At 64.2% G+C, this 12,274-nt stretch carries 6 protein-coding genes; 2 read left to right on the top strand and 4 right to left on the bottom strand.

Going from position 1 to position 12,274, the window contains the following annotated elements; all coding sequences use genetic code 11:
- Window positions 1-12: 12 nt before the first annotated feature.
- Together LVJ94_48210 and LVJ94_48205 are read right to left on the bottom strand one after the other, a co-directional pair.
- Complete coding sequence (locus tag LVJ94_48210) at window positions 13-885, bottom strand: protocatechuate 3,4-dioxygenase (protein ID WXB04667.1); 873 nt, start codon at window positions 883-885, stop codon at window positions 13-15.
- Between the two features lie 217 nt (window positions 886-1,102).
- Entirely contained in the window at window positions 1,103-1,714 is a 612-nt protein-coding gene (locus tag LVJ94_48205; GenBank protein ID WXB04666.1) for a TetR/AcrR family transcriptional regulator, read from the bottom strand.
- Between the two features lie 104 nt (window positions 1,715-1,818).
- Here LVJ94_48205 and LVJ94_48200 point away from each other — a divergent pair, with 104 nt between their 5' ends.
- Both LVJ94_48200 and LVJ94_48195 read left to right on the top strand, forming a co-directional pair.
- The gene (locus LVJ94_48200; GenBank protein ID WXB04665.1) at window positions 1,819-2,217 is read left to right on the top strand and encodes a RidA family protein; all 399 of its coding nucleotides are present in this window, start codon (window positions 1,819-1,821) and stop codon (window positions 2,215-2,217) included.
- A gap of 188 nt (window positions 2,218-2,405) precedes the next feature.
- The gene (locus LVJ94_48195; protein ID WXB04664.1) at window positions 2,406-6,353 is read left to right on the top strand and encodes a protein kinase; all 3,948 of its coding nucleotides are present in this window, start codon (window positions 2,406-2,408) and stop codon (window positions 6,351-6,353) included.
- On the opposite strand, the gene LVJ94_48190 is transcribed toward LVJ94_48195, so the two are convergent.
- The gene (locus LVJ94_48190) at window positions 6,292-6,750 is read right to left on the bottom strand and encodes a response regulator (GenBank protein WXB04663.1); all 459 of its coding nucleotides are present in this window, start codon (window positions 6,748-6,750) and stop codon (window positions 6,292-6,294) included. The genes LVJ94_48195 and LVJ94_48190 overlap by 62 nt on opposite strands.
- Window positions 6,734-12,145: an AAA family ATPase gene (locus tag LVJ94_48185; GenBank protein WXB04662.1), complete on the bottom strand. Its 5,412-nt coding sequence runs from the start codon at window positions 12,143-12,145 to the stop codon at window positions 6,734-6,736. Before LVJ94_48185 ends, LVJ94_48190 begins: the two co-directional genes overlap by 17 nt.
- Between the last annotated feature and the right edge of the window lie 129 nt (window positions 12,146-12,274).

Raw genomic sequence — 12,274 nt, 5'->3', positions numbered from 1 at the left:
GCGCCTCGCGTCTCAGCCCCCGCGGCACGAAGAGGTTCCCGAGCGTCGAACGATCAGCTGCTTCCACGCCAACAAGGATCCATCGGCCATCTGACGAGTCTGGAACCGATAGGCCGGGTCCATGGCGGTGCCGCCTTCCTCGTTGTTCCGCCTGCCGCCGCGGGGTCCTCGCTCATCGTAGACGGGCTGCTTCATGATGTCGTCATTGAGCGCATCATCGAAATAAAACTGCGTCGTAAGAGACTCGGTGTTGCCGATTCGGACGATGCCGTGAATATGAATCGTCCGCAGCGTGTACCAACCGGGATAGCAGGTATCGAGGTAAATGCGCCCGTTCGCATCGCTGCTCTGCGTGCCGCGAAACCACGAGCTGCGCATCGCTTCCGCGACCCGATCCGGATTGCAGATGCTCAAGTTCCACTCGCTTTCATGCCCCGCCGCGCCGCGGTTGCCCGAATAGAGCCCGTCGGCCGATGTATGCCATATATCGAGGCTGGCACCCGAAATGGGATTGCACGATTCATCGGTGACGAGAAAAACGAGGCGAACCGGAAGCCCCGGTTTCCCGTCGCTCACGTCCTTGAGGCGGCGCGTTGGCGCGTAGCAAGGTCCCAGCTGGTCCCGACATGAAAGGATGCACGGGGTGCCCGTACCACCCGCGAACGGATCCGGTGTCGGACCTTGCATGGCCGCCGTTCCTCCGGTCGCCCACTCGGTCGCGAGGCGCGCGTCGTTTGCATCCCTCGTGTCGGCGACGTCCGATGCCTCACATCCAAGCAAGACCCTGGTGAACGGTGCGATCGCAAGCGTCGAACCCATTCGGTGAATCATCTGCCGTCGTGAAAGCACGTGCGCCGACGTGCGGTATCCCGTTTTCTTGGACATGGCGGAGTACTCCTTGTTGACGTTGGCCAACCGGCCGAATGTCCCGCATGAGGCCCTCGCAGCCGTGCGCCATGCTGCGCCGAACTGCAAGCCACTCACCGCAAGCCAAGTAACTGTTGCACGTCCCGAACGGAGCGTTTTCCAAAATCGTTCGCTACCGAATCATTTTCGAAAATCGGTCGTATACGCGCCACCCACACACCGCGTGCAGTAAATATTATGGCCGCGTGGCCATATCCGCGCTCTGGAGCAAACCGACGGCGAGATGCCGAAACGCATCGACGGCCTTTGCCAATACGGCGTGAGGATCGTCGGCTGCGGCAATCCATAACGACGCATTGAGCGCCGCCCCATTGAGAAGCCGGGCGGCCGCTTCCGCATCCACGGGCCGGACCGTTCCCTCGTCGATGAGCGCTTGGATCGTTTGCGTCGTCGTGCGAAGGCACGCCGTCTGGTTCGGCCATCGCGATGGATCGCCAAGCACGGCCGGCCCGTCGAGCAGCATGATGCGCTGGATCTCCGGCTCCAACGCCATCTCGATGTACGCGATGCTCTCGTCGAGCAATGCGAGCCACGGCGTCTGTGCCCGCTCCCGCACCGCACGCAATCGAACCCCCATCTCGGCGTCCATCTGATCGATCACGGCCTGGAGCAGGCCCTTCTTATCGCCGAAGTTGTGGTACAGCGCGCCCCGCGTCAGCCCTGCTTCCGCGGTCAGATCGTCCATGGACGCGGCCGCATAGCCTTTGGCCGCGAACGCTTTCCGAGCGGCTTCGATGAGCTTCGCCCGGGTCTCCTCCACCATCTGCGCGCGTCGTCTGGCGGCCACGTCCATCTCCTCCAAATTGACATACGGCCCGTATGCCAATTGACATACGAAGCGTATGTCTTACTACCGACATACGAAGCGTATGCCAAAAGGAGCGAGAATTCATGGCCAAACGTGATGCAGTCTTCCCTTCCGGTCGTCAGGCTCTCTACGAAATGCATCGCTATTCGGCGGCGATCCGCTCGGGCGACTTTCTGTTCGTCTCGGGCCAGGTGGGCAGCCGCGAGGACGGTTCGCCGGAGCCCGTCTTCGAAAAGCAGGTCCAGCTTGCCTTCGACAACCTCGCCGCCGTGCTGAAGGCCGCCGGTTGCACCTTCGACGACGTCGTGGACGTGACGACCTTCCACACCGATCCGAAAGCGCAGTTGGAGACGGTCCTGGCCGTTCGACAAAAGGCGATCGGGGACCCGCCTTATCCGAACTGGACCGCGGTCGGCGTAACTTGGCTCGCGGGCTTCGACTTCGAAATCAAAGTCATCGCGCGCCTTCCCCCGTCGACCTGAGCGCTAAGTAGCTCTTCCCGCGAGCAGTTTTACGCAACAGTGTAGGGTGCCAGGGTACCCCTAAGGGTGCTACTGACATCTTAGGGGCTAGGGGAGGAGCCGACAACCCGATGGACTGGGCGGAACTCGCGCCGAGAACGATCTTCGCGGATCGCTTCATTGTTGAGGGCGTCGCCGGCAGAGGGGGCATGGGCGTCGTGTATCGCGCGCGCGATCGCGAATGCGATGGGGCCACGGTGGCGCTCAAGGTGCTCCCGCCGTTCGGGAACCGTCATCACTTTCGCGAGCGATTCTACCGGGAAGCGTACATGCTCTCGCAGCTGCAGCATCCCGGCATCGTCGCGTACATCGATCACGGCGTCACGTGCACGGAGCTTCCCTTTCTGGCGATGGAGTGGCTCGACGGAGAAGATCTAAGCGATCGCCTCGACCACGACGGCCTCTCGCTGGTCGATACCCTCCGTCTTCTCTCCGGTGTGGCCGATGCGCTTTCGGCGGCGCATCGGCGGGGCTTCGTGCACCGTGACCTCAAGCCCGAGAACATCTTCCTCCGTCATGGACGCCCCGATGCGCCAACGTTGCTCGACTTTGGTGTGGCGCGGCTCGTGCGGTCCGAGCTGACGGCGGCAGGGCTCGCCGTTGGAACTCCGCTTTATATGGCGCCCGAGCAAGCACGCGGCGAACCGGACGTCGGGCCAACCGCCGACGTGTTCGCATTTGGGTGCGTGATGTACAAATGCCTGACCGGACGAACGCCCTTTGCGGACGGACATCCGACGGTCGTCGTGGCGAGCATCCTCATGGACGACTTTCCACCGCTGCACACGCTCAGGCCCGACCTTCCGGAGAGCCTGGGCCTGCTGCTCCAACGCTTGCTCGCCAAAGACCCTGCACGGCGACCCAAGGATGCCAACGCGCTGCTCGAGGAGCTTCGTGCCCTGGGCTCTCTTTCGGACACTCCGGCGCCCGGAAAAATCATGCGCGCGTTGGGTACGGGGTCTCCTTCCGACGAGCAACAGTTGGTGAGCGTCATCCTGGTGGTCGACGAGGAGGTGACCGAGTTTCCGTCGCCCGACGCATCGCTCAAGAGGACCAGCCGAAGAGCGCAACGGCAGGTCCTCGGCGACGTGCTGCGAACACGCTTCGACGCTCGGGTCGAGGTTCTCCTCGACGGGTCGATGATCGTGACCTTGGCACAAACGGAGCGCATGACCGCCACCGATCAGGCCGTGCAGGCCGCTCGGTGCGCGCTCTTTCTGAGCGAACAGCTCGCCTCACCGCGCGTGGTGATCACGACGGGGCGAGGCGTCGTCGTCGGGGAGCACCTGCCCAGCGGAGAAGTTCTCGAACGCGCCAATCGGCTCCTGCTTCACGGCACGGCGAGCGGCATTCGGCTGGACGATACGACCGCGCATCTGCTCGATGCCCGTTTTCAAAAGAGGCGAACGAACTTCGGCTTCTTCGTCTTGGACTCCGAGCTGGCCATCGACGACGCACGCCCGCTGCTCGGCAAGCCCACCCCGTTCGTCGGCCGCGACCGCGAGCTGCCGCAACTACAGCTGCTCCTCGCCGAATGCTGTGAGGACTCGGTCGCGCGCCTCGCCGTGCTGATCGCGCCACCGGGAGTGGGAAAGTCGCGCCTGCGTCACGAGTTCGTCCGCCGCGTGCAGCAAGGACGCGAGGTCGACGTTTGGTTCGGACGAAGCGATCCGACCCGCGCAGGGAGACCCTATGGCCTGCTGGCCGATGCGCTGCGGCACCTCGTCGACCTCCGCGACGGCGAAGATACCTTCGTCCAGCAGCGCAAGCTCGAAGAAGCCGTGCGGCGCCATGTCCCGGCGACCGAAGCCCGATTCGTCACCGAGTTTCTCGGCGAACTCTGCGGAGTGCCGTTTCCCTCGGCGACGAGCGTCAAGCTGCGGCACGCGCGAACGGAGCCGCGCACCATGGTCGCGCAGGTGACCGCCGCCCTCATCGCGTTCTTGCGCGCGGAGTGCAGCGCCCGCCCCGTGCTGCTCGTCCTCGAAGATCTGCATTGGGGAGACGCGCTCACCGTGCGCCTGATCGACGCCTCGTTGCGCGAGTGCCACGACCAGCCCTTGATGGTCCTCGCCCTGGCACGACCCGAGATCGAGGAGCTTTATCCGAAGCTTTGGCTCGAGCGCAAACGGCAGGTTTTCTGGCTCGACGGGTTGAGCCATCGGGCGAGCAAGCAGCTCATTGCCGCCGCCCTCGGGCCCAACGTGGCCCCCGAGATCGTGACGAGGATCGTCGAACAGGCCGCAGGCAACGCGCTCTTTTTGGAAGAGTTGATCCGGTTCGTCGCGGAGGGTCGATCCGATGTGATGCCGGATACCGTGCTGGCCATGTTGCAGGCGAGGCTGCGGCGCCTCGAACCGGAGTTGCGACGGATCCTCCGGGCGGCAAGCGTCTACGGTGACACGTTCTGGCGCGGTGGCGTTCTCGCCTTGCTGGACCATCGCGTGTCCCCCGACCGCCTCGACGAGCGGCTGGACGAGCTGGTTCATTGCGAGCTCATTACGAGAAATGCCACGAGCCGGGTTCTCGGCGATACCGAATATGCATTTCGCCACGCGCTCGTGCGCGAGGCGGCGCACAGCATGCTGACCGACGAAGACCGAGAGGCCTGGCATCGCGCGGCGGCCGAGTTCCTCGAGTCGATGGGCGAAAGCGATGCCCACGTCCTCGCCGAGCATTATGCCTTGGGCGGCGACAAGGACCGGGCGGCGGTGCTCTATGCACGCGCCGCCGCGGACGCGCTCAACCACGCGAACTTGCGCGGGGTCACCTCCCTCGCCGAGCGCGGAATCGGGTGCGGTGCGACCGGGAATCTCCGGGGGATCCTCCGCTCCGTCCAGGCGCGGGTGGCCATGTTGGAAGGCGACTATGGCAAAGGGCGGGAGCTCGTGTCCGAGGCGCTGTCGCTGCTCCCGCGGGGTGGGATCGACTGGTGCTACGCCGTGGGGACCATGGCCTTCGGGGCGGCGCCCTCGCCGGTCAACCACCAGGAGATCTTGCTCTGGGGCGACGTGCTGCGGGCGACCGATCCCGAGCCCGGCGCCGCCGGTGCGTACATCGACTCGTTGCGCATTCTGGTGAACATCCTGAGCTTCTTCGGGCGTCATGCGGAGGTGCAGACCTGCTTGACCCGAATGGACTGGGTCGCCAACGTCAGCGGCAACCTCAGTGCCCGAGGCTCGTGGGAACTCTCGCGCGCGCTGTCGGGTTGGTACCTTTCCCGCGATCCTTGGTCGGCCTGGGTGGCGGCCGCCCGCGCGGAGAGCATCTTCGAAACACTGAACTACCCACGGCTCCTCGCGAACGCGCGGATCTATGGGGGCCTGTTGCTCACCCACCTCGGCGACGTCGACGGGGGAGAAGAAAAGCTGCGCACCGCCCGCGCAGAAGCCGTCCAGGACGGCGATACGTGGACCAGCGGCATGGCCACGTGCCAGCTTGCGATGACCTTGGCCGACAAAGACGACGGCGCTTCGCGCGAGGAAGCCGAGCAGCTCCTCTGGACGTTCTTGAACGACCGCACGGGCGACCACCACTTGAAGGGATTCGCCAAGGCCATCCTGGCGCACATTCTTCTGGACCGAGGTGCCCTCGATGCGGCCGAACAGCACGTGCGGCACGCGCTCGAGACGCTCACCAGCATCGTGGTGCTGCGTCCGTACGCCGAAGCCGCGCGGTTGAACATCTTGCTCCACGGCGGCAGGCTTGCGGAGGCGCGTGAGCGCGCGGGCGCGGAACTGGCCTGGCTCGAGCAGTGCGGGGGTGCGGGCTTCGTCGAGGGGCGGCTTCGGCTGGCCGTGTTCGAGGCTTATGCCTCGTCCGGAGACCCGCGCGCGCGGAGCATTCTCGATGGCGCGATCGAACAAATCCTATGCCGCGCCGAGGCCATCCCGGATCTGGCCATGCGAAAACGCTTCGTCGAACACAATGCCATCAACCAGCGCACCCTCGAGAAGGGATCGCTCGGCCCCCTTCCACCGAGTTCACTCGCCCGTCACCGACTCGCGCGCGCGGTCACCGCACGACCCGACGAGACTACACACTGTGACCGAACGTCTGTCGCACGAAGTAGCGTGTCATCGCGTTCGAAAGCTTGATGAAGTCGACCGGTTTGATCGCGATTTCGGCCCCTCCGGCGCGAAACAGTTCCTCGCGCGGATAGAGTTGACCGTAGGCCGTGACGAAGATCACAGGCGTGAGAAGAACGGGGACGTCGAGTGCGTAGCTGGGGAGGCTCGCCCGATCGAGCTTGCCGCGGATCAACTTCACCAGCGCGATGCCGTCGAGCTGGGAGCGTTTGAGCTGGATATCCATCAAGATCACCCCGAGCCGTTCACCATCGCGCTTCAAACAGTCGCACGCTTGCTCGTCGTTTTCGGCTTCGAGCAGCTCGTAGCGCTCCTCCAGAAGCAATCGCGCGGCCGCCAGGTTGCTGGCGTCGTCGTCCACGTAGAGCACGCACGGTCGCCGCGCGCTTTCAGGCCCGCTCTGCACGTTTCACCTCCTCGATGCACGGTAGCCGCACGTAGAATGTCGATCCGCGTCCCGGCGTGCTCTCGACCCAAATCTCGCCACCATGGAGGTGGACGATCTCTCGGCAGATGGCCAAGCCGAGCCCCGCCCCTCCGGCATGCCGCGTGTTGGTACCGTCCACTTGATAAAAGCTTTCGAAGATCTTCTCTTGCTCGTGATGGGCAATGCCAATCCCCTCGTCGTGGACGGTGAAGAGCGCAAAGCCTTCGCGATCGTGCTGCACCCCCACGACGACGGTGCTTCCCTCGCCGGAGAATTTGATGGCATTGTCCACGAGGTTGATGAGCACTTGCTGGAGCCGCCCGTAGTCCGCGCGGAGCCTGGGCACCAAGCCCTCCGGGTGCAGCGTCACGCGAACCTTTCGCTTTTCCCCGAGGCCGCGCATCTTGTCGACGACCTCCCGGGCAGCGTCCTGGGCGTCGAGCTCGATGGGGTCGATCCGCATCCGCTCGGCATCGAGCCGGCTCATGTCGAGGAGATCTTCGACGAGACCGATGAGCTGCTCGCCATTGCTCTGGACCACGCGGAGGTAGCCAACGGCGTCGTCGCGCCGGCCGCGATAGAGGCAGATGCTCCTTTTCGAGAAGGAGCCCTGGGCGGCGCACGAAGGGCAGCTCGGCGGGGCCTCGCTCTCGTCCTTTGCGCGGGCGAGGACGAGATCACACGCGGTGCAGGCCCACTCCGTGCGCTCCGAGAGGCGGGCGGCCAGACCATTGGGAATGTTCACGATCGCGTTGAGCGGTGTGCGGAGCTCGTGCGACGTATTGGCGAGAAACTTCGTCTTGAGCCGCGCACTCTCACGCGCAGCCTGGAGGGCGACGGTCAGCTTTTCGTTGTTCTCTTTGAGCTCGGAGTACAATCGCGCATTGTCGAGCGAGATGGCCGCTTGCGCAGCGAGCACCTGAAGGACCCGCACGCGTGACACGGTGAAGGCGTTGGTCGTCTGGTTGTTCTCCAAATAGAGGATGCCGACGAGCACTCCGCCCCGCATCACCGGGACGCACAGCACCGATTTCGGTGCGCGGCGCCGGAGGGTCTCGTCGCGCCCGAACGTCGGATCCGAGGCGGCGTCATGGAGCACGCGCGACTCGCCCGTACGCGCCACGTAATGGACCACGGCGGGCACCAGCTCCGGACACTCGGCGAGCGGCATTGGGCGAATTTCCACCTCCCCGAAGGCCCGCGCGCGACCGACGACGGACAGCGTCTTGTCCTGGGCGAGCACCAGGACGGCCGTCTCCGCACCGGCGGAAGCGAGGCACATCTCGAGGAGTGCGCCGAAGACCCGCTCGAGCTCCACTTCGCTGGAGATCGCCTGGGACGCCTTGGCGATGGCCATCAAATCGACCGACTCGTCCAGATTCCCGGAGCTGCTCCACGCCGGGGAACGCGAGGGACGACTGTCTCGTCCTCGCATCGCCTGCGGCTCGTGCGAATCGATGCGATCGAGCTGCATCACTTTGCGCTTCGCGCCCCAAGCCCGGTACCCATCCCGCGCGGCGGCGATGTAGGAGAGGCCCATCTCGTGCTGACCGGACTCGATGAGAAGCTTGCCCGCGAGCTCGCACGCGAGTGCGGCGTATTGGCGAAACCCCTGCTTGTTCGCGGATCGGCTCGCCCCATCGAGCAATGTCAACGCGCGCCAGGGATCGCCGGCCACACGCGCGGCAGCGGCTTCGAGGATCGCGTGCATGTGGCGGAAGTTTGCCGGCGACGACTTGGCCCAACGCGCAAGCTTCGCGCGGCACATCTCGATGTGCGCCGCGGAGACCGGATCGCCGGCGCCGCCGGTATCGAGGAGGCAAAGCCCATAAAAGAGTGTGTGCACCGCGCTGGTGATGAGCCCCCTCACGAAGGTCAGGAGCTCCTCGGCCTTTCGGCACCACACGAGGGCGAGGTCCACCTTGCCATGCACGTACAAGGCTTGTGCGAGACCGACGTAGAGGCAGGTGATTTGAGTCTTCTTCGATTCATTCTTCTTCAACCACGCGGGCACATCCGTCTCGCCGATGGCGAACGTGACATCCGAATCGGTCTCGCCGAGCAGGTTGAGAACCGGAAAGAGGATCGGCTCGACGAACGTGGAGCCTACGGCGTTCCGCGTTCGTGAATAGAAGAGGAGATCTTCGTAACTCTCGTCTTTGACTTTTGCGAGAGGCTCCCCCGAGTGAAAGACCAGCATAGTTTTGAACTGGAGGTTGTAGCCCGCCCACTGCAGCTCTCCGGCGTCGAGCCCCGCGCGATAGCCTTCGTCGAAGAAGGTCATGCTGGCCTGCACATGCTCCACCCAAGGCACGATGAACGCGCCCACGTTGACTCCGTTTTTGCATATCTGCGCCGAATGGCCACCCCGCTTGGCGAGCTGCCACGCGAGCATGCCGTACTCATAACCGGTGCGGAAATCGCCTCTCCCGTAGACGAGAAGCATGCCGAACGATGAATACGCCGTCGCCGACTCCGGGCAATGGCCATAGGTGATCGACAGGTTGGCCAGCTTCGCGTTGAAGACGGCGTGGAGCGCCTGGTTCGACATGTACGCCGCCGGAAGCATTCCCACGAGCAAGCGCAACGCCGCAATGACCGTAGGTTCCGTCATGGCCGGCAGATCGATGAGCTCGGAAATGGCCCTCCCCGCCATGTGCCGCTCGATGCTGGCCATTTCGGCGTCGAGGAACACGACGAGATTCCCATCCTCGGGGATGGAGATGCCCAGCGCACGCAAGCCGGCAAAGCCCCAGCGAAAGACATTTTCGAATTTCATTTCGAGCGTAAACTGCCAGACGAGAAGCCTGCACACGTCGGCGCGCTCGATGGGCGTGCGTGCGTGCTCCATCAGGTCCAGGCTCATTTTTTCGGATACTTCGAAATGCCCGAGCAAGTATTCGATCTCCGCGTACTCGATGCGCATCGCCATATTGGCGTCGTGCTCATCTTCCCATGAACCGATGCACGCGAGGCCCACTCGATAATACGAACTGGCCGCGCCATACGCGTTGGCGCGCTTCGCAAGCCGTCCGGCCAACAGATTGAGCCGCGCCAGAGTGCTCTGCTCGTCGGAGGTGACCAGCTCGCGCGCCGTGTTCAGGTGGTCGGCCGTTGCAAAAATATGATCCATCGGCTCGTCGCCGTCCGCTTGTTGGAGGAGCCTCCGGCCGATTCGAAGGTGCGACCGCTGCCGGGACTCCACGTCCTCCGAGTCGTAGGCCGCTTGTTGGACACGGTCGTGCAGGAAGCGGAATTGGCGATGGACGAGGGTTGGAGCGACGTCGTTCGCCGTCGTCTCCAGGCCGGAGGTCGGGAGAACGAAGCCCGCATTCAGTGCGGGCAACAGCTGCGCGTACGTCGCCTCCTCGGAAACGTCACAAATCCACGCCAGCGTGCGAAGGTCGAACTGATTGCCAATGCAGGCCGCGAGATGAACGGTATGAAGGCATTCCGGTGACAGCGACGAGAGGCGCCGGGCCAGGAGGTCGCCGACGTTCTCCGTCACGCTTCGCTCGCGAATGGCCTCGGGTCGCCAGGTGAAGTGGCGCGCATGCGGGTCGAAGATGAGTACCCCGTCCGCATGCAACGCATGAAGGAATTGATTCACGAAGAAGGGATTCCCGTCCGTCTTCTGCTGGAGCAGCTCGACGAGAGGCTCAACGTCGTGCGCGCTTCGATGCAGCACATCGGCGCAGAGCTGCGCCAGGTCCGGGAGGGTGAGTGGTGCGAGTGCGATGTCCTCGAAGACGTGTTGCTGCGCCCTCCGGCCCTCCAGAAATCGCTTGAGCGGGTGGGCGGCGTCGACTTCGTTGTCTCGGTAGGTCCCGATGACCAGAAGATTGCGACGCTCGTCGCCCGGCACGAAGATCGCCATCAACCGCAGGGAGGCGGAGTCGATCCACTGGAGGTCGTCGATGAAGAGGACGAGCGGGTGCTCGGGCCGGCAGAGAACATCGAGGAACTTTCCGAAGAGCAGATTGAAGCGATTCTGCGTTTCGATGAGGCCGAGCTCCGGCACGTCGGGCTGCGGCCCGAGGAGGCGTTCGAGCTCTGGGATGACGTCGAAGAGCGCGCGCGCCTTCTCGCCGAGCGCGCCGAGAATGTCGCGTCGCCATTGGGCGAGGCACGGCTCCGGCTCGCACAGAAGCTGCTGGACGAGTTCGTGGAATGCCTCGGTGATGGCCGCATACGGAACACTCCGCCGCAATTGATCGAATTTGCCGGAAATGAAATAACCGCGGCGGTGGCTGACCGACACCTGGAATTCGCGGATGAGCGAGGTTTTTCCGACTCCCGAATAACCCGAAACGAGCACGAGCTCGCACGGCCCGTTGACCGTGCGTTCGAACGCGGCGGCCAGGCGCGCGAGCTCCCAGCCGCGCCCATAGAGTTTGTGCGGCATGGAAAAGGCGTGGAGGACGTCGTCACGCCCCAGCTCGAAGTGGGAAACGCGATCCGTCGATCCGAGTGCGAGGCAGCGCTCGAGATCCGCGTGGACGCCAATGGCGCTCCGGTATCGGTCCTCGGGATTCTTCTCGAGCAGCTTCATGACGACGTCGGAGAGCGCGCGCGGGATTTTCGAATCCACCTCCGCGGGAGGCTTCGGACGCCGCGCCAAGTGGGCATGGACCCATTCGAGCGTGTCGCTGCCCGTGAAGGGTGCGCGCAGGGTGAGCAGCTCGTAGAGGGTGACCCCCAGCGAATACAAATCGGTCCGATGATCGATGGAGCGATTCATGCGCCCCGTCTGCTCGGGCGAAACGTAGGCCAGTGTGAACTCGCGCCGCAGTGGCTCCCGCTGGCTTGCCTCGGTGGACACCGGCGTGACGAGCGACGTGCTGGCCCCAAAGTCGATGAGCTTGGCCTCGCCCGATTCGGGGCAATAAACGATGTTGGCTGGCTTGATGTCGTTGTGAACGATCTGCGCGGCATGGATCGCGGCCAGCGCCGAGCAGATTTGCAGGGCGATTCGAAGAGTCTGCTCGGTGGAAAGCGGCTGTCGTGCCGCGAATCGGTCGAGGGACGTTGCCCCGAAGTCCTCGAGCACGAGAAACGTCGTCCCTTCCTCGGCACGCAGCTCGTGGGCCCGTATGACATGCGAGGAACGGACGCTCTGAAGCGTTTCAAACTCGTGGCGGTAGCGAGCGCGGTATTCGCGGCACACGCTCGCGCCCTGGAGGACTTTTAGAACGACGCTTTCGGCGGAGGAGGATGCGAAAGGCGTTGCGGTCCGGCGCGCGCGACAGACGGACGAACGTGCATTTTCGGAGAGAACCTCCTCGATGGCGAATCCTTCGTACATCATCCCCCGCGGAGCATTGGGCCCGAGGCGTGCATCCTCACAGAGCCTGGAGCCCAGCGCGACCAACATAAGGCGCCTTTTGAAACCCAGCAATGATTGCCGCTCGGTCCGGCGGCTGCTCGAAGCGCGACCGCCACGTTCGGGAGACCGCGCCACAAGTGTTACTCCCCCCCGTCGGAGCTCCGATGCCAAACTACC

Source organism: Sorangiineae bacterium MSr11367 (genome assembly GCA_037157805.1).
Taxonomy (GTDB): Bacteria; Myxococcota_A; Polyangia; order Polyangiales; family Polyangiaceae; genus Pendulispora; species Pendulispora rubella.
This window is presented reverse-complemented; position numbering and strand designations above follow the sequence as displayed.

Coding starts and splice junctions, on each gene's coding strand:
- LVJ94_48210 (WXB04667.1), bottom strand. CDS start 885: ATGTCCAAGAAAACGGGATACCGCACGTCGGCGCACGTGCTTTCACGA.
- LVJ94_48195 (WXB04664.1), top strand. CDS start 2,406: ATGGGCGTCGTGTATCGCGCGCGCGATCGCGAATGCGATGGGGCCACG.
- LVJ94_48185 (WXB04662.1), bottom strand. CDS start 12,145: ATGTTGGTCGCGCTGGGCTCCAGGCTCTGTGAGGATGCACGCCTCGGG.
- LVJ94_48200 (WXB04665.1), top strand. CDS start 1,819: ATGGCCAAACGTGATGCAGTCTTCCCTTCCGGTCGTCAGGCTCTCTAC.